The 24,398-nt window shown below is 37.2% G+C and carries 22 protein-coding genes and 1 other annotated feature; of the genes, 19 read left to right on the plus strand and 3 right to left on the minus strand.

Features of this window, described 5'->3' with window-relative positions; genetic code table 11:
• Positions 1 to 4: 4 nt before the first annotated feature.
• Positions 5 to 1,042, plus strand: a complete 1,038-nt coding sequence (gene holA, locus FC89_RS02340; protein WP_235804361.1) for a DNA polymerase III subunit delta — start codon at positions 5 to 7, stop codon at positions 1,040 to 1,042.
• Positions 1,043 to 1,085: 43 nt separating this feature from the next.
• On the opposite strand, the gene rpsT is transcribed toward holA, so the two are convergent.
• On the minus strand, positions 1,086 to 1,340 hold the full coding sequence (rpsT, locus tag FC89_RS02345) for a 30S ribosomal protein S20 (protein WP_057870947.1): 255 nt from the start codon (positions 1,338 to 1,340) through the stop codon (positions 1,086 to 1,088).
• Between the two features lie 281 nt (positions 1,341 to 1,621).
• Between rpsT and rpsO the strand changes: the two genes are divergently transcribed.
• The 10 genes from rpsO to FC89_RS02395 all read left to right on the plus strand — a co-directional run bounded on the left by rpsO (position 1,622) and on the right by FC89_RS02395 (position 14,583).
• Positions 1,622 to 1,891, plus strand: coding sequence for a 30S ribosomal protein S15 (rpsO, locus tag FC89_RS02350; RefSeq protein ID WP_057870948.1), 270 nt, complete (start codon positions 1,622 to 1,624; stop codon positions 1,889 to 1,891).
• A gap of 423 nt (positions 1,892 to 2,314) precedes the next feature.
• Entirely contained in the window at positions 2,315 to 3,187 is an 873-nt protein-coding gene (gene dapA, locus FC89_RS02355) for a 4-hydroxy-tetrahydrodipicolinate synthase (protein ID WP_057870949.1), read from the plus strand.
• A 19-nt stretch (positions 3,188 to 3,206) separates the two neighbouring features.
• Entirely contained in the window at positions 3,207 to 4,934 is a 1,728-nt protein-coding gene (locus FC89_RS02360; protein WP_057870950.1) for a ribonuclease J, read from the plus strand.
• Between the two features lie 106 nt (positions 4,935 to 5,040).
• A complete protein-coding gene (locus FC89_RS02365; protein ID WP_057870951.1) occupies positions 5,041 to 5,925 on the plus strand; it encodes a hypothetical protein in 885 nt (294 codons plus the stop codon).
• A 207-nt stretch (positions 5,926 to 6,132) separates the two neighbouring features.
• Positions 6,133 to 7,320: an elongation factor Tu gene (gene tuf / locus FC89_RS02370; RefSeq protein WP_057870952.1), complete on the plus strand. Its 1,188-nt coding sequence runs from the start codon at positions 6,133 to 6,135 to the stop codon at positions 7,318 to 7,320.
• A 493-nt stretch (positions 7,321 to 7,813) separates the two neighbouring features.
• On the plus strand, positions 7,814 to 9,121 hold the full coding sequence (gene tig, locus FC89_RS02375; protein WP_057870953.1) for a trigger factor: 1,308 nt from the start codon (positions 7,814 to 7,816) through the stop codon (positions 9,119 to 9,121).
• 192 nt (positions 9,122 to 9,313) lie between these two features.
• Positions 9,314 to 10,558 carry an ATP-dependent Clp protease ATP-binding subunit ClpX gene (gene clpX / locus FC89_RS02380; protein ID WP_057870954.1) on the plus strand — a complete coding sequence of 415 codons (1,245 nt, stop codon included), beginning with the start codon at positions 9,314 to 9,316 and terminating at the stop codon, positions 10,556 to 10,558.
• A 108-nt stretch (positions 10,559 to 10,666) separates the two neighbouring features.
• Complete coding sequence (gndA, locus tag FC89_RS02385; protein ID WP_057870955.1) at positions 10,667 to 12,094, plus strand: NADP-dependent phosphogluconate dehydrogenase; 1,428 nt, start codon at positions 10,667 to 10,669, stop codon at positions 12,092 to 12,094.
• Positions 12,095 to 12,334: 240 nt separating this feature from the next.
• The gene (locus tag FC89_RS02390; protein WP_057870956.1) at positions 12,335 to 13,021 is read left to right on the plus strand and encodes a response regulator transcription factor; all 687 of its coding nucleotides are present in this window, start codon (positions 12,335 to 12,337) and stop codon (positions 13,019 to 13,021) included.
• 17 nt (positions 13,022 to 13,038) lie between these two features.
• Positions 13,039 to 14,583 carry a sensor histidine kinase gene (locus FC89_RS02395; RefSeq protein WP_057871002.1) on the plus strand — a complete coding sequence of 515 codons (1,545 nt, stop codon included), beginning with the start codon at positions 13,039 to 13,041 and terminating at the stop codon, positions 14,581 to 14,583.
• A 181-nt stretch (positions 14,584 to 14,764) separates the two neighbouring features.
• Here FC89_RS02395 and yidC read toward each other — a convergent pair whose 3' ends face one another.
• Together yidC and FC89_RS02405 are read right to left on the minus strand one after the other, a co-directional pair.
• On the minus strand, positions 14,765 to 15,706 hold the full coding sequence (gene yidC, locus FC89_RS02400; protein ID WP_057870957.1) for a membrane protein insertase YidC: 942 nt from the start codon (positions 15,704 to 15,706) through the stop codon (positions 14,765 to 14,767).
• Between the two features lie 99 nt (positions 15,707 to 15,805).
• The gene (locus tag FC89_RS02405) at positions 15,806 to 16,078 is read right to left on the minus strand and encodes an acylphosphatase (protein WP_057870958.1); all 273 of its coding nucleotides are present in this window, start codon (positions 16,076 to 16,078) and stop codon (positions 15,806 to 15,808) included.
• A gap of 83 nt (positions 16,079 to 16,161) precedes the next feature.
• Here FC89_RS02405 and FC89_RS02410 point away from each other — a divergent pair, with 83 nt between their 5' ends.
• The 8 genes from FC89_RS02410 (at position 16,162) to greA (ending at position 24,222) form a co-directional block, all read left to right on the plus strand.
• Positions 16,162 to 16,941 carry a TrmH family RNA methyltransferase gene (locus FC89_RS02410; RefSeq protein WP_057870959.1) on the plus strand — a complete coding sequence of 260 codons (780 nt, stop codon included), beginning with the start codon at positions 16,162 to 16,164 and terminating at the stop codon, positions 16,939 to 16,941.
• 101 nt (positions 16,942 to 17,042) lie between these two features.
• Positions 17,043 to 17,543, plus strand: coding sequence for an HD domain-containing protein (locus FC89_RS02415; RefSeq protein WP_057870960.1), 501 nt, complete (start codon positions 17,043 to 17,045; stop codon positions 17,541 to 17,543).
• 98 nt (positions 17,544 to 17,641) lie between these two features.
• Positions 17,642 to 17,971, plus strand: coding sequence for a winged helix-turn-helix transcriptional regulator (locus tag FC89_RS02420; RefSeq protein WP_057870961.1), 330 nt, complete (start codon positions 17,642 to 17,644; stop codon positions 17,969 to 17,971).
• Between the two features lie 39 nt (positions 17,972 to 18,010).
• Positions 18,011 to 18,232 (plus strand) — a binding site (T-box leader).
• Positions 18,233 to 18,284: 52 nt separating this feature from the next.
• Entirely contained in the window at positions 18,285 to 19,331 is a 1,047-nt protein-coding gene (gene pheS / locus FC89_RS02425) for a phenylalanine--tRNA ligase subunit alpha (RefSeq protein ID WP_057870962.1), read from the plus strand.
• Positions 19,332 to 19,336: 5 nt separating this feature from the next.
• A complete protein-coding gene (gene pheT, locus FC89_RS02430) occupies positions 19,337 to 21,748 on the plus strand; it encodes a phenylalanine--tRNA ligase subunit beta (protein WP_057870963.1) in 2,412 nt (803 codons plus the stop codon).
• Between the two features lie 158 nt (positions 21,749 to 21,906).
• The gene (gene mltG / locus FC89_RS02435; protein ID WP_057870964.1) at positions 21,907 to 23,040 is read left to right on the plus strand and encodes an endolytic transglycosylase MltG; all 1,134 of its coding nucleotides are present in this window, start codon (positions 21,907 to 21,909) and stop codon (positions 23,038 to 23,040) included.
• Positions 23,041 to 23,069: 29 nt separating this feature from the next.
• The gene (gene udk / locus FC89_RS02440; protein WP_057870965.1) at positions 23,070 to 23,732 is read left to right on the plus strand and encodes a uridine kinase; all 663 of its coding nucleotides are present in this window, start codon (positions 23,070 to 23,072) and stop codon (positions 23,730 to 23,732) included.
• A gap of 13 nt (positions 23,733 to 23,745) precedes the next feature.
• Complete coding sequence (greA, locus tag FC89_RS02445) at positions 23,746 to 24,222, plus strand: transcription elongation factor GreA (RefSeq protein ID WP_057870966.1); 477 nt, start codon at positions 23,746 to 23,748, stop codon at positions 24,220 to 24,222.
• The last annotated feature ends 176 nt before the right edge of the window (positions 24,223 to 24,398 follow it).

A 24,398-nucleotide genomic window follows, 5' to 3' on the forward strand; every position in this document is an offset into this window, starting at 1 on the left:
GATTTTGAAAGCAATTGAACTGCTGAATGCTAAATTAACAAATGACAATATAAAAACAGTTTATTTGATAAATGGTTATGAGGCTTATTTAAGATCAAAGGTAATTGAGCAGTTAATTGGGGTTATTCCCAGCGAACAGCGGTCAATGAATTTGGGAAAATTTGACTTAGAAAGTGATTTGCTGGCAGCGGCGGTTAACGATGCCCGTTCAGTTCCCTTTTTTGGTGAACGGCGAATTACGTTGATTTCTCATCCACTTTTTTTAACCGCAGTTAAATCAAAAAAGGTTCCAGAACAAAACATAGCTGACTTGGAAAACTATCTTAAACAGCCGGAACCAACTACTACGTTGATTATTGATCTGGGTAATCAGAAAATGGATGCTAGAAAAAAAATCAGCAAGTTATTAAAAAAAGTTTCAGTAATAGTCGATTGTAGTGCCTTGCCAGAAAAAAAAGTACAGCAGTTAGTTACTGAACAAACTAAGCGTAATGAATTTAGTTTTACTGAGGATGCCTTGGAATTGCTAATTAAAAAGACTGAAGCAAATTATTCAACAATTATGAACGAGTTGCCCAAATTAGAGTTGGCTGCGCTTCAAACTAAAAAAATAACTCAATCAATGGTTGCTGAACTTGTTCCACAGACGCTAGAACAAAATGTTTTTGAACTCAGTAATTTAGTCTTGGCTGAAAAAAATGAACAAGCAATGAATTTATATCATGATCTGTTATTGCAGCATGAGGAACCATTGAAGTTGAATGCTATTTTGATTGGTCAAGTCAGATTACTGTTGCAAACATTGGTTTTAATGAAACACGGTTATGCACAAGGAGATATTGCGAGCGTTTTAAAGGTTCACCCGTATCGTGTGAAATTAGCGTTGCAGCAAGCACCGCATTTTTCACGTACAAAATTACGGGAAATCTATTTAAATTTGATAAAATTTGAAGAACAATTAAAAACTAGTCAACAAGATCCAGAAAAGTTATTTCAGTTATTATTACTTGGTTATCTGGATTATGTAACAAAAAAGGACTAAAAAAAGCTGCAGATTGTTTTCTGCAGCTTTTTACTAATGATTGTTATTTGGCTAAGCGTTTAGTGATACGTGCTTTATCACGAGCAGCCTTGTTAGGCTTGATTAAACCCTTAGATTTTGCTTTATCAATCGCAGAAACAGCAGTGCGATAAAGTTCTTCAACGTTATCTGCATTAGCAGTTTTAGCATTTTCAAAATTTTTAACAGCTGTTCTCATAGCACTTAATTGTGATGAGTTTTTAGCATTAGCTTTTTCATTGGTAACTACACGTTTAATGGCTGATTTAATAATAGGCAAAGATTTCACCTCCAGTATTCATGAATCCAGTAGATTTCATATAAATTTCAACATATGCTATTATACAAGAGCTACAAAAACAATGCAATAAAAATGTTGGCTTCTGTCAAGGAAATTTGCTTGACTTATATTTTTTATGACTTTTGATGGATAATTACTTGTTTTTTTTTAAAACTATGGTTATTATGTTTAAGTACGTTAATTTCCTTTTTCTCAGTGAAGATGATTCACCGACGCTTTACCGGGAATAAGGTCGATAATATGAAAGGTGGATAAATTTTATGGCAATTTCAAAAGAAAAAAAAGCTGAAGTCATGAAAAAGTTTGAGCTTCATGATGGCGATACCGGTTCTGCAGAGGTTCAAATTGCAGTTTTAACAGCTGATATCAATGAGTTGAATAAACATATTCAAACTCATAAGAAAGATTATGCTTCTCAACGAGGATTGATGAAGAAGATTGGTCATCGTCGTAACTTGTTGGCATATTTACGTAAAAATGATGTTCAGCGTTATCGTGAGTTAATTAAGAGCTTGGGATTACGTCGTTAAAATATTTTTTGTCCAGTATGCTTGGCGGCTACTGGACTTTTTTTGCATCTGGCGAGGCAGCATGTTTTTTGGACATGGTGAATCGCCTATTATTTTGCATATGTTCATAGGCTGGAATCTGGCTAAACTAAAATAGTGATATAATATTTATACAAAGCTACTAAGCGATTAACGGGTAAGTTGCAGGTTTTGAATATTAAGTGTGAGCTGGCGATCTTCTTGCTTGCTCGCTGGTTTTGGTAGTGGCTATTTGCATTTTAAATGTTATTAATTACTGAAGCTAATGTGCTATAATATGGATTTAATAGGAATAGTGAGCAATTTTTTAAAAATATCATTATTAATTTTGCAGAGTAATGCTAAAGATTATTATTACTTAACGATATATAAAAATAAACATTTTTATTTACGGAGGAAAAAGTAATGGATTTAAAAAATGCTGAGATAATTACGGCGATGGTCACCCCATTTAATGATCAGGGTGATCTTGATTTTGATCGTCTGGAACAGCTGATTGAACATTTATTAGCTACGGGTTCACAGGGAATCTTAGTTGCGGGCACAACAGGTGAAGGACCAACTTTAACTGAACAGGAAAAGTTAGCATTAATTAAACGAACAGTTAAATTGGTTGCTGGAAGAGTGCCAATAATTGCTGGAACTGGTACAAATAATACGCAAACAACAATTGATTTTACCAATCGAGTAGCAGAAATTGATGGTGTAGCAGCTGCATTGGTGGTCGTTCCTTATTATAATAAACCTGATCAGCGCGGGATGTTGGCACATTTTAAAGCTGTGGCAGCAGCTAGCAAGTTACCATTGCTTATTTATAATATTCCAGGTCGAACAGGGGTAACAATGGAAGTAGCGACAATTGCTGAATTAGCTCAAAACCAGAATATTATTGGGTTGAAAGATTGCACTGGTAATGTTAATTTAAGTCGGATTGTTGAGCAAGTACCGGCTGACTTTTTAGTTTATACCGGTGAGGATGCAGATGCTTTAGCAGCTAAAACGATTGGAGCTCAGGGTGTAATATCGGTTGCCAGCCATTTATTTGGCAAGGAATTAACTAAGATGTATCAAGCGGTTGAGCAAGGCAATTATTTGGCTGCCGCTGATTTAATGCGGAAATTAACACCAGCGATGAGTGCAATGTTTTCCGCTCCATCTCCTAGTCCAACCAAAGCTGCTTTGAATCATCTGGGAATTTTAGTTGGCGGTTGTCGCTTGCCAATACTGAATTATCCAGCAAATGAATTGACTAATTTGTATAATAAATTAAGTATTTAATTGTTAGAAGGAGGAAAATATGGCCAAGATAAAACTCATTCCAATTGGCGGTGTACGTGAAAGTGCCAAAAATATGTATGCAGTTGAAGTGAATGATGATATTTATATATTGGATTGTGGCTTAAAATATCCAGAAAATGAACCTTTAGGTATAGATACGGTTATCCCGGATTTTTCATATTTACGTGAAAATGCCGGTCGGATAGTAGGAGTTTTTTTAACTCATGGACATGCTGATGCAATTGGAGCATTGCCGTATTTCTTGGATGAATTTAATGTACCGGTTTTTGGCACCGAATTGACAATTGCATTAGCCAAAATTGGTATAAAAGCCGACAAAAAATTACGTAATTATGATGATTTTCATCAAGTTGACGAAAGAACTGAAATAGATTTTGGTGATACGACAATTTCTTTTTTCAGAACGACCCATTCAATTCCAGAGTCACTGGGAATTGTTGTAAAAACAGAAAATGGCAGTATTGTTTATACTGGTGATTTTCGCTTTGATCAAACTGCAGAATCTAATTACCAAACAGATTTTAGTCGACTGGCTGAGATCGGTAAAGATGGAGTTTTAGCTTTATTGAGTGATTCAACTAATGCTGAAAATCCCAAGGAAACTGTTGATGAAAAAGAAATTTATGATCTAGTCAGTGACAGCTTTGAGTATCGTAATGGCAGGATTATTGTTGCTTGTGTGGCATCTAATATTTTGCGGGTTCAACAAATTTTTAATGCTGCCGCGAATAACGAACGCAAGGTAGCTTTGACAGGGCATGATGCGGAAGAGGTTATCCATACGGCTTTGAAGCTTAATAAACTTCAGTTGCCGGAAGATGATTTGTTGGTTCCTTTAAAAGATATTGACAAGTATGCAGAGGACCAACAAGTAATTCTAGAGACTGGTCGGTCAGGAGAGCCCTTAAAGTCATTGCAAAAAATGGCTGTTCATCGTCATCAAGCAGTTTCACTGCATGAAGGAGACTTGGTCTTTATTACAACAACTCCATCACACGCGATGGAAACAATGGTTGCGCGCACAAAGGATACGATTTATCGTGCTGGTGCTGATGTCAAGACGATTTTTGATGAACTCAATTCTTCTGGTCATGCCAGCCGTAATGATTTACAGCTGATGATGAATTTGCTGAAGCCACGGTATGTTATTCCGATTCAAGGTGAATATCGCTTGATGTCAGCCAATGCAGCTTGTGCACGGGCAGTTGGAATCCCTAAAGAAAACATTTTTCTGCTGCGCAAGGGTGATGTACTTGAATATGACCATGATAAATTATTACCAGCAGCTGGAATTGAGATTGGGGATACGCTGATTGACGGAAGCGGTGTCGGAGATATTGGCAATATTGTTTTGCGCGATCGTCGCTCATTAGCTGAGGATGGTGTCTTTATTGCTGTTGTGACGATTGACCGGCGTAAGAAGAAAATTATTGACGAACCTAAAATCACTTCAAAAGGTTTTATTTATTTGAAAACCAGTCAAGATTTAATTGCTGAAAGTGAAGCAATTGTTACTAAGATTGTTCAGAATAATTTGGATAATAAGGAATTTGATTGGGGTCATTTAAAACAGGATATACGAGAGCATTTAAACCATTATTTGTATGAACAAACTAAAAGACATCCGGTGATTTTGCCAATTATTATGGAAACTAACCAGCATCATCGCCGCAGTTCTAAAAAAACAGTTCTAAACAAAGTTGCTAAACCAGCAGAGAAGGAATAAAGAAAACGACCGAGCTGAAGTGTGATTGCATTACAGCAACGGTCGTTTGCTGATTTAATAACAATATTTTTTGTTTGTTAAAATGATTTTATTTAGGAGGCAGCAGGTGGTTAATGATTGCAAACAATTTGAACAAGCTCAGGAATTTATAAATCAGAAAAAATATTTCTTGGCAGTTAAGTTGTTAACGGACTGTTATACTAGGCAGCGTAATTTTCGGACAAATTATCTGTTATTTCAGGCCTTAACTAAAAACAAACAGTATCAAGCTGCTTGGAGTTTAGCTCAGGATTACTTGCCGACTTATATTAGTGATGATGATCTGTTGCAGGAATTGTTTGTGGCAATGGGACACGCCGGTCAGTATATTGCGATGCACAAATTATATCGGCAATTAAAACCGTATATGACTCCGCAGGAAATTGAACTTTTTTTAGTGATTATTAATGACTGGGAAAATAAAGCTGATCGACAATTTATAAGAAAAATAATGCTTGAAACTGCTGGAATAGAATTATTAACGCCAATTTCGCAGCGTAGCTTATTGAAAAAAATATATTGTTTGCCATTAAAATATTTTTTGCGGATTTCGCAAGAGGTATTGCCGGCGGCTAAAGTTCACCCGCTGATTAAAAACGATTTGCTGGATACGTTGCGCCAGCTAAAAGTCAAACAATCAATGGAGTTTTTATTTATTGATGGTCAGAATTATCGGATTTGTCCACAGCAGTTAGCTGATTATCGTCATTCGCAAATTAAACAGCAGCTATTTCAATTGTTGTCGGACCAAACTGATCAGCAATTAATTTCAGTTCAGCAAGCTGAAATTTCGTTAAAATTGCAATTGTTGTATCCATTTGCAGAACAATTAGTTAAAGCGAATCAGTATTGGTTGACGGCTTTATTGACAGGTAAAACAGTTGGATTAACTGAAAAAGAGGGAAAACTAATTGTTAATTTAACCCAATTATTAAAACAATGGTCAACTTAAAAGCTGATAAAAATAAAAAAACTAATTTTCAAAATCTAACTATTTACAAATTAGTTGCGGGTCTATATAATAGCTTAAGGATTCTTCTGTTAGGGATACATTAAACTTGGTATTCCTTAGTGGAAGTAGTATAATAAAATTTAAAGGATTATCGGCAATTTTTTGTGTTGTGGATTTTTCTTGCAAAATTACAGGAGGTTCGTATTAATGGCAAAAGAACATTACGAAAGAACAAAACCCCATGTAAACATTGGTACTATTGGCCACGTTGACCATGGGAAAACTACTTTAACAGCTGCAATTACAAAAGTTTTAGCTGCTAAGGGTTTGGCAAAAGAAGAGGATTACGCATCAATCGATGCTGCTCCTGAAGAACGTGAACGTGGGATTACAATTAACACTGCTCACGTTGAATATGAAACCGAAAAGCGTCATTATGCTCATATTGATGCTCCAGGACATGCTGACTATGTTAAGAATATGATTACTGGTGCTGCTCAGATGGATGGTGCAATCTTAGTTGTTGCTGCAACTGATGGCCCAATGCCACAGACACGTGAACATATTTTGTTAGCTCGTCAGGTTGGTGTTAACTATATCGTTGTTTTCTTAAACAAATGCGATTTAGTTGATGACGATGAATTATTGGATTTGGTTGAGATGGAAGTTCGTGAGTTATTAAGCGAATACGATTATCCTGGTGATGATATTCCAGTTATCCGTGGATCAGCATTAAAAGCTCTTGAAGGTGATGCAGATGCTGTTAAACAGATTGAAAAATTGATGGATACTGTTGACGAATATATCCCAACTCCAGATCGTCCAACTGATAAACCATTCTTGATGCCAGTTGAAGATGTCTTCACTATTACTGGTCGTGGAACTGTTGCTTCTGGTCGTATCGATCGTGGTACAGTTAAAGTTGGCGATGAAATCGAAATTGTTGGTTTGAGAGATGAAGTTCTTAAAACAACAGTTACTGGTTTGGAAATGTTCCGTAAGACACTTGACCTTGGTGAAGCTGGCGATAACGTTGGTGCTTTGTTACGTGGTATCAACCGTGACCAAGTTGAACGTGGACAGGTTTTAGCTGCTCCTGGTTCAATTAATACTCACAAGAAATTCAAGGGTGAAGTTTATGTCTTAACTAAAGAAGAAGGTGGACGTCATACTCCATTCTTCTCAAACTATCGCCCACAGTTCTATTTCCATACAACCGATGTTACTGGTGTAATTGAATTGCCTGAAGGCGTTGAAATGGTTATGCCTGGTGATAACGTTACCTTTACAGTTGAATTGATCGCTCCAGTTGCGATTGAAAAAGGTTTGAAATTCACTGTTCGTGAAGGTGGACGTACAGTTGGTGCTGGTGTTGTAACTGATATCTTAGATTAATTTTAAGAAACTCGGGTGATTCCCGGGTTTTTTAGTACCTGTAATTTTGAATGTTAAAATTCGCTAAACAAAGAGTGCAGCTGTTTTGTTGTTAGACTAGCAGTTGTACTCTTTTGTTTTGGTAATTAATATGAATATGAAAATGGTCGAGAAAATTTGTTATTTTTAAAGAATATACCAGCTGAGATCTTAATTAATTGATATTTATTGCTGTAAAGACCTATTAGTATTTTAAATAACTAATAATAAGTACGGCAAATTAAGGTAGGTCGTTTGCAAAGAGAGTATAATAAAATTATTAAAGGCGACTTTTCAATTAACTGAACCAATTCTTAGCGAATATAGTTAAGAAGAATCAGACTTGAGAGTTACTATAAAACTTGCTGCATACTTTTTTAGCAGAATCATTTACAATTAACTTGAATTACGTTAAACTGATTTAGTATGCAATTAGTTCATGAATTGTACAAATTTTTTGTGCGGAGGGAAAATAATGTCTGCAAAGTGGGAAAAACAAAGCGAAAACACAGGCAAACTTACTTTTGAGATTGCACCTGATAAAGTTAAAGAAGGCTTGGATGAAGCTTTTACCAAAGTTAAAAAGAATTTAAATGTACCAGGATTTCGAAAGGGTAAAGTGCCGCGTCAGATTTTTAATCGGATGTATGGTGAAGAAGCTCTTTATCAAGATGCAGTAAATATTTTATTGCCAGATGCTTATAGTGCAGCAATTGCTGAAACTAAAATTAAGCCTGTTGATCAACCGAAAGTTGATGTTGAGAGCTTAGAAAAAGATAAGCCATGGGTTTTGACAGCTATCGTAACAGTTGAACCTGAAGTTGAGGTTGGCGCATATAAGAACTTAGAAGTTGCTGCTCAGTCAACTGAAGTTACTGAAAAAGAAGTTACTGATGAACTGGAAAAGAAACGTGCTCAGCAAGCTGAATTAGTACTTAAAGAGGATGAACCAGCTGCTAAGGGCGATACAGTTATCATTGACTTTGATGGTAAGTTGAATGGTGAATCTTTTGATGGTGGCAAGTCGGATAACTATTCCTTAGAGTTGGGTTCAAATTCGTTTGTTCCTGGTTTTGAAGATCAGTTAATCGGCCATAAAGCTGGTGATGATGTTCAGGTTAAAGTAACTTTCCCTGAAGATTATCAAGCTGAAGATTTGAAAGGCAAAGATGTTGTCTTTGATGTTAAAATCCATGAAGTAAAAGAAAAGCAGTTACCTGAATTGGATGATGATTTTGCTAAAGATGTTGACGAAGAAGTCGATACTTTAGAAGAATTAAAAGCGAAGACTAAAGAAAAATTGCAAGAAGACAAAAATCAAGCTGCTAAAGATGCTATTCAAGATGAAGCAATCAGCCAAGCAGTTGAGAATGCTAAAATCGGACCGATTCCACAGTCAATGTTGGATGAGGATATTGATCGTCAAACACAAGAATACCTTTCAGGTATGCAGCAACAGGGAATTAACCCAGAAACTTATTATAAATTAACTGGTAGTTCTGAAGCTGACTTGCGTAAGCAGTTTGAACAAGGTGCTGAAAAGCGGGTTAAAACCAGCTTAGTATTAGAAGCTATAGTTGCTAAAGAAAATGTTGAAGTTTCTGATGAAGAAATTAAGCAGGAAATTGACAATTTAGCTAAACAGTACAACATGGAAGCAGATGCTATTAAGAAAGCACTTAGTGATGAAATGTTGAAGCATGATATTGCTATTCGTAAGGTAGTTGATGAAATTACGGATACAGCCAAACAAGTTGAAAAGAAAGCAGATTCAACTAAGTAGTTTTTTTAAAATTTAGATTAGGTCATTAATCAATTTAATCACGTCGGTCGGTGACTGACGTGATTATTTTTGAAATAATTACAATTACAGCTTTAACTTTCAAATTAGACTTCTGAAACCAACTATTCGCCTTTGGGATAACTGTTTGGTAGAATTAAATTGAATTGAAATACTGAGTATAGGGGGATAATAATGTTTGAAAATAGTGATAAAAATGGCCCAGTTGTTTGTTCCTTTTGCGGCAAATCGCAAGATCAAGTAAAAAAAATTGTTGCTGGTCCTGGAGTTTATATTTGTAATGAATGTATTGAATTGTGTAAAGAAATCATTGATGAAGAGTTCAAAGAGGAATTGTCTGAGGACTTGGTTAATGTACCTAAGCCACATGAGATCGTTGATATTTTGAATCAATATGTAATTGGACAGGAAGAAGCCAAAAAGACACTGGCAGTTGCAGTTTACAATCACTATAAACGCATTAATGCAGCCATAGATGATGATGACGGAACAGAGCTGCAAAAAAGTAATATTTGTTTAGTTGGTCCAACTGGATCGGGGAAAACATTTTTAGCTCAAAGTCTGGCACGCATTTTAAAAGTTCCGTTTGCAATTGCAGATGCGACAACTTTGACAGAAGCAGGATATGTCGGCGAAGATGTCGAGAATATTTTACTGAAATTATTGCAAAACGCTGATTATGATGTTGAACGGGCTGAGCACGGAATTATTTATGTCGATGAAATTGATAAAATCGCTAAAAAGAGTGAAAATGTATCAATTACCCGTGATGTTTCTGGTGAAGGAGTTCAGCAAGCATTATTAAAGATCTTGGAAGGAACAACTGCCAATGTTCCACCGCAGGGCGGCCGGAAACATCCACAGCAGGAGTTTATTCAAATTGACACTACTAATATTTTATTTATTGTTGGTGGTGCCTTTGATGGAATTGAAAACATTGTTAAGAGTCGTTTAGGCGACAAAACGATCGGTTTTGGAGTAAATGCACAAACAAAATTGGATACTCATAAAAGTTTGATGCAGCAAATTATTCCTGAAGATTTACTGAAATTTGGTTTAATTCCAGAATTTATCGGTCGTTTACCAATTTTAACAGCTTTGGAACAGCTGACAGAAGAAGATCTGGTAAAAATTCTGACAGAACCTAAAAATGCGCTGGTTAAACAGTATGAAAAATTATTGCAAATGGATGGGATTAAATTAACCTTTGAACCAGCAGCCTTGAAAGAAGTAGCACGCCTAGCAATTGAACGGAACACTGGAGCTCGTGGTTTACGATCAATTATTGAAAACACAATGCGGGATATTATGTTTGATGCTCCTAGTCAAGATGATATTGCTGAAATTGTGATTGATCAGCCAAGTGTCGACGGCAAGCAATTACCGAAAATTGTTAATAGCGATCAGCAGGCTTCATAAAAATAAGTTTACGATTGTTTTAAAAAATGGCCGCTTTAATTTTGAGATGATTTTTGCTAGTATAAAAAGTGAGTCAAAATGATTATTTGAGGAGGCTTCATCAAAACCATGGATAAACCACAAATTGGTGTTATTGGAATGGCGGTTATGGGTAAAAACTTGGCATTGAATATTGAAAGTCGTGGATATGCGGTAGCAATTTTCAATCGAACAGCAGCCAAAACTAAAAAAGTAGTAACTGACCATTCAGAAAAGAAATTGGTACCAAGCTACAATTTAAAAGATTTTGTTGCTTCATTGGAAAAACCACGCCGAATAATTTTAATGATCAAGGCAGGAGCTCCGACTGATGGCATGATTGAACAGCTATTACCCTTACTGAGTAAAGGGGATGTGCTGATTGATGGAGGAAACACATTCTTTGGTGATACAATTCGTCGCAGCGCCAAGCTGGATGAATCGGGAATCAACTTTATTGGAATGGGTGTTTCTGGTGGTGAAAAGGGTGCCCTTGAAGGCCCATCACTGATGCCAGGCGGTCAAAAAGAAGCTTATGATTTGGTTGCGCCAATTTTGAATAAGATTGCTGCTAAAGCTGATGATGGTACTCCTTGTGTAACTTATATTGGACCAAATGGTGCAGGACACTATGTTAAAATGGTTCATAATGGAATTGAATATGGCGACATGGAATTAATTGCTGAAAGTTACGATTTGCTGCGGCATTTACTTGGTTTATCAGTTACGGAAATTGCAACTATTTTCAAGGATTGGAATCAAGGCGAGTTAGATAGCTATTTAATGTCGATTACAGCAGAAATTTTAACGCGTAAAGATGACTTGGGTTCTGAGCAGCCAATCGTGGATGTTATTCTTGATCGAGCTGGAAATAAAGGGACTGGTAAGTGGAGTTCCCAGAGCGCTTTGGAATTAGGGGTTTCGCAGTCACTGATTACGGAGTCCGTCTATGCTCGTTATATTTCAGCGATGAAACAAGAACGAGTTGCTGCCAGTCAGGTATTAAATGGGCCGCAATTAAAAACAATATTTACGGCTGAAGAAAAACAGCAGTTGATTGAAAAAATTCGCCAGGCACTCTACTTTAGTAAGATTATGAGTTATGCCCAAGGCTTTGCGCAACTACGGACAGCATCGGATCATTATGATTGGAAGTTACAGTATGCTGATCTGGCTAAGATTTGGCGCGGCGGTTGTATTATTAGAGCTCAGTTCTTACAAAAGATCACAGAAGCTTTTCAAACAGAGCCTGGTTTGAAAAACTTAATGCTTAATCCATATTTCAAGAAGATAACCGATGATTATCAAGCAGCAGTTAGAGAAATTGCTGGTTTGGCTATTCGATATGGGGTAGCAGTTCCTGGGTTCACAGCTGCTATTACCTATTTTGACCAATATCGAACAGCAGTTTTGCCGGCTAATATTATTCAAGCACAGCGTGATTATTTTGGAGCTCATACCTACGAAAGAAATGATCGTGAAGGTATTTTCCATTATGAGTGGTATCATGAGGAATAAAAATCCAGAATAAAACGAAATGAATTTAGCACAAGAAGGCGCGACCAAGTCACGTCTTTTCTTTTTGCACAATTATCAGTAAAGTAAAGGTTAAGCATAACTAAGTTGCTAGTTTAATTTACAATTAGAAGATATTGATAGAAAGTTAATGAAAATTCAGGACGAAACACTTTTTTTGTGTTAAATTAGAAATTGGGTAACTAAGCGAAATTAATAATTAATTAAACAGGAGTGTAAAAGATGAGTCGAATACTAATAATTGAAGATGAAAAAAATTTAGCCCGTTTTGTTGAGCTGGAATTACAACATGAAGGCTATGAAACTGCGGTTCATTATAATGGACGAACTGGATTGGAAGCGGCTTTAGAAAGCGATTGGGATGCAATTTTGCTTGACTTGATGCTGCCGGTTTTAAATGGACTTGAAGTTTGTCGGCGAATTCGGCAGGTAAAAAGCACACCGATCATTATGATGACAGCACGTGACTCTGTAATTGATCGGGTTTCAGGTCTTGATCATGGGGCTGATGATTATATTGTAAAACCTTTTGCAATTGAAGAATTACTGGCTCGTTTGCGAGCACTCTTGCGGCGGATTGATATTGAAAGTGAACAAAATGCTTCGAAACAAACCAAGGTTACTTTCCGCGACTTAACAATTGAAAAAGAAAATCGGGTAGTTCGTCGTGACGATGAGGTAATTGAATTAACTAAACGTGAATACGAATTACTGCTGGCTTTAATGGAAAACATCAATGTTGTTCTTTCACGTGATGTTTTATTAAAAAAAGTTTGGGGTTACGAATCAGAAATTGAAACTAACGTGGTTGATGTATATATTCGTTATTTACGCAATAAGATTGATCGCCCAGGGGAAGAAAGCTATATTCAAACGGTTAGAGGTACAGGGTACGTGATGCGTTCGTGAGAAAAGGTCAAAAAATTATGCAATTAGTTCGGCAGCGGCAGGAAACTTCCCGCCGTTTTTCCTTAAAAATGAAATGGGCAATTGGAACGGCTATCGGTGTCTTAATCATATACATCATTTTTTCGGTTCTACTTTTTCAGAGTTTCTCCAATCTATTGTTACGCCAAGAACAGCAGTATGCTAAAGATGCATTGGCGGTTACAAGCAATAAGTTGAGTAACTTAGAGGGCAAACTGACTAGGAAGAATGTCCAGCCGTTGTTAAGTTCAAATGTTGATTCGGTTGCTCAGCAGCGAAGTTCCAATGGAAGTTTATATAGTGATGATGTTTTTGTTACACTTTCGCGAAAGAATATTGGTGTTAGCATTTATAATACCGCTAAACAGCGAGTTTTTGCTTCCCGTGCCGTTCCAGTCAAATTTTCAACTAACAGTGCTACAACGGCTAGTTTTATCTCTAAGCAGGCTGTTGATGTCTATGTTAAACGGCAGCCAATTTTTGCTAAAAAAGATCATCATCTGCTTGGATACATTCAAGTAACTAACCGCTTGGTCGACTATGATGCAACACGCGGCAAATTATTGTTGATTTTTATTGTATTTGGGCTGACAGCGGCTTTGGCCAGTGCTTTACTGAGTTATTTTTTGGCTACGTGGTTATTGCGTCCAATTGATTCGATCAACGAGACTATTCAGCAGATTAATGATGATCAAGAACAAGATGATCCGATTGCGAATGTTCGAGTGCCAGTGACTGATCACAATGATGAATTGACGGACTTGAGCCGTTTGTTTAATGATATGTTAGATCGAATGGAACGTTATATTGAGCAGCAGCAGCAATTTGTTGAAGATGTTTCGCATGAATTGCGCACACCGGTAGCAATTATTCAAGGTCATTTGGAGTTATTAAATCGCTGGGGAAAAGATGATCCTAAAGTTTTGGCAGAGTCGATTGCAGCATCTTTGCAAGAAATCAATCGCATGAAAAGTTTAGTTCAAGAAATGCTGGATCTTTCGCGCGCAGAGCAGGTTGAAATCAATTTTAGCAATCAAATTGCTGATGCTCGTGAAATAGCTTTGCAAGTTTTTAATAATTTTAAAATGATTCATCCAGAATTTGTATTTGTGTTAGATAACGATTTAAAGCAGGCGACGCCGGTTAAAGTTTATCGCAACCATTTGGAGCAGGTTCTGATTATTTTGATGGACAATGCCGTTAAATACTCCAAAGATCGTTTGGAGATTCATTTGTCAGTTTCTAAAAATGATCGTTATGCAGAAATAGCCGTTCAAGATTTTGGTGAAGGAATTGCACAAAAGGATATTGACCGTGTCTTTAATCGCTTTTATCGGGTTGATAAAGCACGAAGTCGAGATAAAGGTGGAAATGGTCTTGGGTTATCAATTGCTAAAAGGCTGATTGAGGGTTATCATGGTCAATTAACCTTGGAGAGTGTAGTTGGTCAGGGATCAATTTTTAGAATTTTTGTACCCTTAGCACCTGCCAAGCCGACTGTTGATTCTAAAAATAAAAGTGAAATTTCGTCAAATGGTAGATAATCTGAATGTAAACTGAATTGTAGTAATTTGAAAACAGCCCATTTTTCTCAAACTTGGGCTGTTTTTGCTGGTTTTAAAGCTTCAACTGTAATCAATATTTTCATAATTTTGTTAGCAAGCAAAAAAATTGGTGTTGCTAAATTTTATAGCAATACCAATATAGTATATATATATAACTGAATTATTTACGGTGTTGTTTACCAGCGTTACGTTTACGATTTTTTTGTGTATCTTTTTTTGCAGTGTTAAACTCTTGTTTCATATGAGTAACTGTTTGACTAGCCTTTTCGTGTACAATTTTTTCTTCTTCATGAATAATTTTCTTTGGCGGATTTTTTTTCAATTCAGCTTGGATTTCAGCACGGATCTTAGGCCGCATAAAGTTGATCAAGATGACTTGGATACAAGCAAAAATACCACCAATAAAGAAATAAAGTCCTAACCCAGCCGGAGCGACAACGGTCATGAATCCCAACATAATGGGGCTCATAAACATCATGGATTGCATCTGCTTTTTTTGTTCCTTAGGGATGCCTAGCGTCGATAAGTAACCTTGCAGTAAATATATCAGAAAAGTCAAGGCAGCTAAAATGTAGCTTTTTTGGCCTAAGTTGATTCCCATAAAATAAGAACCAGAAAGCTCTGGTGAATATTGAATTGCAGCGTATAGAGCTGCAAAGATCGGCATCTGGATCAAGATTGGCAAGCAGCCGATGCCGCCAGTCAATGAAACGCCATTTTCACGGTATAACCGCATCATGTCTTGACTAACAGCTGCTTGTTCTTCTTTGGACTTGGCTGCTTTTTGCCGTTCCTGAATTTTACGCATTTGCGGCTGTAGAGATGACATTTTTTCTTGCTGAATAGTAGCTTTTTTTGATTGCTGCAGCATCAATGGCATCAGTACCAAGCGAACAACAAAGGTCAAGACAATAATTGCCCAACCTAAACTGTCGCCGAGATGACTGGAAAGCCAGAGCATGATATGCTGCGTGGGAATAGCTAGATTGTCATAAACGAATCCATATGGTTTACCGCTCTTGGTTCTTTGAACGCAGCCACTAAGGAAGATGGCTACTGATAAAAAAACCGGCAGTATAGTCAAACGCTTTATTTTTTTCATGATTCAATTCCTTTCAAATGAATTACGTAATTTACTATACTTTATCTAGCGGTCTTTTTCAATTTAGTTCACCAGTAAATGACAAATTGTTAGGCTTTATTAATAGGTAACTTTGAAACCGTGGTAGTTTTTTGATGACAATTCTTTAACTGCAATTCGTTCAACTCTTCCACTGGGCGTGGGTGATTTTTTTATTTCAGCGATAAATTTTTTGATTACAGCAATAGATCCTTGAGCTTCAATATAAACAGAACCATCAGCTTCATTTCGGACAATCCCGACAACACCTAGTCGATCGGCAACCATTTTTGTACAGTAGCGAAATCCGACCCCTTGAACCAGCCCATAGACAGAAATTTTAACAGTAATCATTGACTAACCTCCTTGAAAGATTATGGTTTCTTTATTTATCTATGTTATACTGTTACCTATTAATTAATCAAATGGAGTTTTAAATGGAAAAAATTGAATCGGTACAAAATGCACGTCTTAAACAATGGTTGAAATTAGAGAATAAAAAGGGTCGTCAACAACAGCAGGCTTATTTGCTGGATGGTTGGCACTTGGTCAAAGAAGCTTTGCGAGCTGGAATTAAGTTGAAAGTGCTGTTATTAACGGCTGATTTTAGATATACCGCAGAATTTACGGCACTAACAGATCCGGCGATTGAAACAATTCAGATTTCTACGGCTGTGGCAAAACATTTAAGCGGTACAGCAACGCCACAAGGTATTTTTGCGATTGCAGAGCTTCCGTCGGAGTCGCTGGCAATTCCTACCCAAGTTCATGGAGCATGGCTGCTGCTGGATAGTGTCCAAGATCCGGGAAATATTGGAACAATGGTTAGAACAGCAGATGCTGCTGGCTTTTCTGGGGTTGTATTTGGTCAGCAAACAGCTGATCTGTTTCAACCAAAAGTAGTTCGGGCAATGCAAGGGAGTCAATTTCACATTCATTTATTTAAGGGCGACTTAACTGAGTGGATAACTAAATTCAAACAGCAGCAAATAACAGTTTGGGGAACTGAAGTTAGTCCGCAAGCTAAAAATTATCGTTCAATTAAACCACAGTCTGATTTAGCATTGATTATGGGAAATGAAGGAAACGGCATAAATCAGCAATTACTAAGTTTAACCGATCAGAATCTTTATATTCCAATTTTAGGGCAGGCAGAATCTTTGAATGTTGCAGTTGCTGCTGGTATTTTGATGTTTTATCTTTTTCAAGCAGATTAATTATTAATTTTTTTTAAATATTCAGTTTGGGCGACTGTTTTTCTTGAAAAAAATCTGAATAATTTCTATGATGAGAGTAGCTATTAAAAGTGAGGTATTGCATGAAAAAAGATGAATGGCAGCAAGATCAAGAATACTTAAGTTATGTTGGTGAATTGTTGGCTCGTCCGGAGGTCCAGCGGTTGGCTAATTATAAACAGCACTATTTTTCTAATCGCTTGGAACATTCGATTTCTGTTTCCTATGATAGTTATCGAATTGCCAAAAGACTTAATTTAAATGCTCGTGCAACCGCTCGTGGAGGGTTGTTGCATGATTTGTTTTACTATGATTGGCGAACAACAAAATTCAGCAGTGGCACTCATGCTTGGATTCATCCACGAATAGCAGTTAGAAATGCTGAAAAATTTACCCATTTGAGTAAACTGGAACGTGATATTATTTTAAAGCATATGTGGGGAGCAACGATTGCCCCACCACTTTATCCAGAGGGCTATATCGTGACTTTGGTTGATAAGTATGAAGCTACTAGTGAATTTAGTCGTCCGTTAGTAGTCAGATATGAAAAACGTTTAAAGCGGCATTTGGGAATAACTAATTAATTTTATTTTGTAAGAAGATTCGCCTAAAAGATGGAGCGAATCTTTTTTTTATGTTAAAATAGTGTAAAATGATATATAAAATTCGAGGGGGAGTAGCAATGAGTACAACAAAGTATAAATTATGTCCCAAATTTGAGAAAACCTTTGGAATTCTTGGGAAAAAATGGAATGGATTAATTATTGATGTTTTACTGACAGAGGGATCGCAACGTTTTAAGGATCTGGCATTAAAGGTTGATAAGTGCAGTGACCGGGTTTTGGTTGAACGTTTGCGGGAATTACAAGATGATGGTTTAATTTCACGACAGATTGCAGCTGATGGACGGCCGACATATCAATTAACACAACAGGGTGAAGACTTACGACCGATTATGAGCGAGATTCATAGTTGGGCGGAAAAATGGTTCAGTTTGGCTGATTGCCGTTAAGACTTGACTAATTAATTTAAAGCGTATAAACTTATTGTTTGAAAAACTACGAAGAAAACTAGTAAAATCAACGATCGACACAGAGAAAGCTATTATTGCTGAAATTAGCTTGAGAGAGTGGTTTGAATTTCATTTTCTGAGTTGTCAGCCGGGATTTGACGTATGTCGGTGAAAGGTTGGCCGGTTAAAGCCGTTATTAAGTTGAGAGTTGAAGAAGAGTTTCTTCAAAATTAGGGTGGTATCGCGTACCTCGTCCCTTTATGGGATGGGGTTTTTTTATTGCCTAAAAAAGCAATCAGAAAGGAACGATGACATGAATTTACAAAATAAATTGACGGATTTGAAACGTCAAGCATTGTCTGAAATCGAACAAACTGAAACGCCGGATAAAATTAATGAAATCCGCGTCCATTTGTTAGGTAAAAAAGGACCGATTACTGAGATTTTGCGGGGAATGCGTGAATTACCGAAAGAGCAACGTCCAGAAGTTGGCAGCTTTGCCAACAAGGTACGTGATGAATTAACTAATGCAATCGATGAGCAAAAAGAAAAAATTGAAACACTCTTAACGGCTAAGCGCTTAGAAAACGAAGCTATTGACGTTACTTTACCGGGTGTGCCGGTTAAAACAGGGACGCCGCATATTATTATGCAAGTCATTGATCAGATTGAAAAATTATTTTTAGGAATGGGATATCAAGTTGTTGATGGACCAGAAGTTGAAGAGGATCATTATAATTTTGAAATGATGAATCTGCCTAAAGATCATCCAGCACGTGACATGCAGGATACATTTTATATAACGGATCAGATTTTGATGCGGACACAGACTTCGCCGGTTCAAGCACGAACCATGGAAAAACATGATTTTTCCCAAGGACCTTTAAGAATGATTTCTCCAGGTAAGGTCTATCGCCGTGATACTGATGATGCGACCCATTCACATCAATTCCATCAAGTCGAGGGTCTGGTAATCGATAAACATATTACAATGGCTGATTTAAAGGGGACACTGGCTAAAATTGCGCAGACAATCTTTGGGGAAGAACGGGAGATTCGTTTACGACCAAGTTATTTTCCATTTACCGAACCATCAGTTGAAGTGGATGTTTCATGTTTCAAGTGTGGCGGTAAGGGATGCCAAGTTTGCAAACAAACTGGCTGGATTGAAGTTTTAGGCGCTGGAATGGTTCATCCAAATGTTTTAAAGATGGCAGGAATTGATCCTGAAGTTTATGGTGGGTTTGCCTTTGGCTTAGGCCCAGATCGATTTGCGATGCTGAAATATGGTGTTGACGATATTCGCGAATTTTATTTAAATGACGTTCGCTTCTTAGAACAATTTTCACAGAAGGGATAAATAAAATGAAAGTTTCAACAAAATGGCTTCAAGACTACGTCGATTTAAAGATTGATCCGGCTCAGTTAGCAGAAAAAATTGAACGAACAGCAGTCGAAGTTGATGAAGAGTATCGCTTGGCTGATGGCTTGAAAAAAATTGTTGTTGGTTATGTTCAAAGCAAGAAACCGCATCCTGATTCAGATCATCTTAATATTTGCCAGGTAGATGTAGGCCAAGAAAAAAGTTTGCAAATTATTTGTGGAGCACCTAATTTGGAAGCTGATCGAAAAGTAATCGTTGCTTTACCAGGTTCAAGAATTGCCGATAATGTAAAAATCAAGCGTAGTAAAATGCGTGGTGAAGTTTCAGAAGGAATGATATGTTCACTGCAGGAAATCGGCTTTGCAGAAAGTGTAGTTCCTAAAGAATTTGCTAATGGAATTTATTTTTTACCAAATAATGCTCAACCAGGAGATTCAGTTTATAGCTATTTAGGAATGGATGAAGCAATTATTGATCTTGATGTGACACCCAATCGGGCCGATATGTTGAGTATGCGGGGAACTGCAACTGAATTGGCAGCAATTTATGACAAACCAGTACATTTTTCACATCCGCAGGTTACCGAAACCGCAGCTGAAAAAACGAGTGATTTACTGCAAGTAACGGCTGATTCGACTTTAGCACCAACTTATTTGATTCGCATTATTAAGAATGTAACTTTGAAAGCTAGTCCACTTTGGCTGCAAAAAAGATTGTGGAATGCTGGTGTTCGTCCAATCAATAACGTGGTTGATGTTACCAATTATATTCTGCTTGACTATGGGCAACCGCTACATTCGTTTGATTATGACCAAATTGCCGGCAAGCATTTAAACGTTCGCTTAGCACATGACGGAGAAACACTGCAAACATTGGATGAGCAAGAACGACAATTACGTCCAGGAAAAGATATTGTAATTGCCGATCAGCAAGGAGCCGCTGCTTTAGCTGGAACAATGGGTGGCTTACGGACAGCCGTTTCTGATCAGACGACAACAATTGCACTTGAAGCTGCTGTTTTCGATGCAACGCGAATTCGCCAAACTGCTCGGCGGCATAAGCTGCATAGTGAGGCTTCAACTCGTTTTGAACGGGGAATCAATCAAAAAACAGTTGCCGAAGCGCTTGATGCAGCGGCAATGCTGATTGCTGAACTGGGTGATGGCCAGTTGACTAAGGGAATCTTGAAGGCAGCACTCGCTGAACCTCAAGATGTGACGGTTAAAATTTCTTTGGATAAAATCAACCAAGTTTTGGGAACGAATTTATCAGTTGCATCAGTTAAAGATATTTTTCAGCGATTAGGTTTTCAGGTAACTGTTGCGGCAACTGATTTTACAGTTGTTATTCCGCCAAGTCGTTGGGATATTAGTATTCCAGCCGATTTAATCGAAGAAGTTGCTCGAATTTACGGTTATGATAATTTGCCAGCTACCTTGCCGACCAGTGTTTTGACACCAGGTCATTATACCTATCAACAACGGGTTATTCGGCAAACACGTCAGTTACTGGAAAGCGCTGGACTGGATCAAGCAATTTCGTATGGCTTAACTAATAATAAAAAAGCGCAACGGTTTATGATGGAGCCTTCAGCAGTAACGGAATTGAGTTTCCCGATGAGTTCTGATCGCACAACTGCAAGAATGAATTTAATCAGTGGTTTATTAGATGATGTTGCTTATAATGTAGCTCGTAAGGTTGAAAATGTGGCACTTTATGAAGAGGGACGTGTCTTTTATCGCCAAGCTGATCAAGTACGTCCGCGTGAAGTAGAACACGTTGCTGGGGCTTTAACTGGTGAGTTTACTCCAAGTACTTGGCATGAGCCAAGTAACGGAATCGATTTCTTTACTACTAAAGGAATTGTGGAATTCTTGTTGAAGAGTTTAGGAATCAGCCAAGCATGTTTTGTCAGAGGAGACAGTCATGAAGAAATGCATCCTGGGCGAACGGCTGATATCTATTTAGGTGAGCAGTTTATTGGTTTTGTTGGTGAAGTTCATCCGGCAGTTTGTCAGGAATACCGAATTAAGCGGACTTATGTCTTTGAGTTGGACTTGCAGCAGATTATTGAGGCTCCAAAACAAGCAGAACTTTATCACCCAATTTCAAAATATCCGGCGATCACGCGTGATGTTGCTTTAGCAGTCGATCAAACAATTGAAAATGCAGCAATCATTAATTGTTTCTACGATCACGGTGGTAAATACTTACGCTCAGTTCAGTTATTTGATGTTTATCAAGGTAAAAAAATGGCAGCCAATAAAAAATCTTTGGCTTATAAGTTAACTTATCAAGCGCAGGATGCTACCTTGGCCGATGAACAGGTAAATCAGGATTTTGAACGAGTATTAGGTCGGTTGGAAGCTGAATTTGGAGCTGTTGTCAGATAAATTTAAGAAAGATAAGATTTAACCTTGGGGCTGTGACAATTGTTGCAGCCTCATTTACTGATGACAACAAAATGCTTAGGTAAATCTTAATGCATTTTAAGGAATTATTTTGTATAATATAACAGATAGCGTTTAACAAGCGGAGATGGAGTGATAATTTGAAATTCAAATTCGGGAAAAAGCCGACTACTGGAAGTGAAACTCCACAAACGACTAATTCACTGGCTAAACGAATAGTTATTGGGATTATTTGTTTAATTGTGATTTTGTTAGTTGTTATCGGTTTGCAAGCGTACCATTATTTTAAAGAGGCAATGCAGCCATTAGATCCTCACAGCGAGCGAGTTACTGAGGTTAAAATTCCGATTGGCAGTACAAATAAACAAATCGGTAGTATTTTGGAAGATAAGAAGATCATCAAGAGTGGTTTTGTATTTGATTACTATGTTAAAAAACATAATTTAAACCAGTTTAGAGCGGGATATTACGAATTTAAACCGTCAATGACACTTGGTAAAATTGCTAAAAAATTGGAAAAAGGCGGAGCCAGCCAGTCAATAAAATCAGGCAAAGTTTTGGTCAGAGAAGGGGTAACGGCTGATCAAATTGGAGACGTAATCCAAACAAAAACGAAATATTCAAAGGCCAGCTTTTTAAAATTACTTAACGATCAGCAATTCGTGAAGCAATTGGCTAAAAAATATCCGAACTTGCTTACCTCAGCGGTAAAGGCTAAAAATGTCAGGTATCGTTTAGAAGGTTATTTATATCCGGCAACTTATTATTTGAATAAGAATGAAAGTCTGAAGAGTCTAGTTGAAGAAATGGTTGCTAAAAGCGACCAAATGCTGACACCTTATTATGCTCAGATCAAAAAGAAAAATTGGACAGTCCAAAAAGTATTAACATTGGCATCTTTGGTTGAAAGAGAAGGAGTTACGGCTAATGATCGTTATCGGATTGCGGGTGTTTTCGAAAATCGATTAGACGATGGGATGATGATTCAATCCGATATTTCCGTTTTATATGCTTTGGGCAAACATCAAAAAAATGTTTCGTACAAAGATTTAAAAACAAAATCTCCTTATAATTTATACTTGCATCGTGGTGTCGGACCGGGACCATTTAATAATCCGAGCATTGCGTCAGTTAATGCAGTTTTGAATCCAGCAGATCGTGAGCAACATTACTTATACTTCATTGCTAATATGAAAACGGGTAAGGTTTATTATTCAAAGACGTATGCTGAACATCAAGCATTGACCAAAAAATTAGCCAAGCAAAACAATTAGAAATAAGTAGTGGGTGAGGAGAAGTTTTGATGACAAAGTATACAAGAAAACCACCAGTGATTATTGGAGTGACTGGTGGTTCAGGAAGCGGTAAGACAACTGTCAGTCAAGCTGTTTTCAATCAATTGGCAGGGCATTCTGTTTTGATGCTGCAAGAAGATTCGTATTATAAAGATCAAGCTGATTTGACAATGGAACAGCGGCTGCAGGTTAATTATGATCATCCTAATGCTTTTGATACGCCGCTTTTAATTGATCAATTAAGCAAATTATTGGCTTGGCAGCCGGTTCAAGTTCCGGTGTATGACTATACTGCCCATACGCGCAGTCAGCAAATCAGAGTAGTTGAACCACGTGAAGTTATTATCGTTGAAGGAATTTTAGTTTTGAATGATCCGCAACTGCGCGATTTGATGGATATTAAAATTTTTGTAGATACCGATGATGATATTCGCATCATTCGCCGAATTCAGCGTGATATTCAAGAGCGGGGAAGATCACTTGATTCAGTTATTAATCAATATTTGAGCACAGTTAAACCAATGTATCATCAATTTATTGAGCCAACTAAACGTTATGCTGATGTGATTGTTCCCGAGGGCGGTGAAAATACAGTAGCAATTGACTTGCTGGTTACTAAAGTGCGTGATATTTTACGTCAAAATCATCAGCAAATTAAAAATAAAATTTAAGGAGCGAATATAAATGGCAGAAGAAAAAACTTACCCAATGACCATAGAAGGCAAGAAAAAATTAGAAGATGAATTAGAAACCTTGAAAACTTCAACTCGAGCAGAGGTTATCAAACGAATTAAAATTGCTCGCAGCTTTGGTGATTTATCGGAAAACTCAGAATATGAATCAGCAAAAAACGAGCAATCATTTGTTGAAGGTCGAATTAAAACAATTGAGCAGATGTTAAATCATGCTGAGATCATTGATAATGATAATATTGCAGCAGATGAAATTGCAGTCGGTAAGACAATTACTTTTAAAGAATTACCTGACGAAGATCCGGAAACCTATACAATTGTTGGGGCGGCTGAAGCTGATCCATTTGCAGGAAAGATTTCCAATGAATCACCAATTGCTAAGGGGTTGGTCGGTCATCATTTGGGTGAAGAAGTAACAATTGAAACTCCTGGTGGCGATATGCAAGTTAAAATTTTGGACGTTAAGTAATGTAATCAAATTTAAAAATTAAGCTAACTAAAAAATCAGTAGGAAAGTCATAACGACATTAAAATCCTACTGTTTTTTACTAGAGTTTTGATCAAGATTGCTGATTTATTGCAAAAATTGAATGTTAAGCAAACGTATTTTGAAATTAGTGATGTGGTAGTTTTATTAATCAGAAA

The sequence above is a fragment of the Liquorilactobacillus ghanensis DSM 18630 genome, from assembly GCF_001435235.1.
Taxonomy (GTDB): domain Bacteria; phylum Bacillota; class Bacilli; order Lactobacillales; family Lactobacillaceae; genus Liquorilactobacillus; species Liquorilactobacillus ghanensis.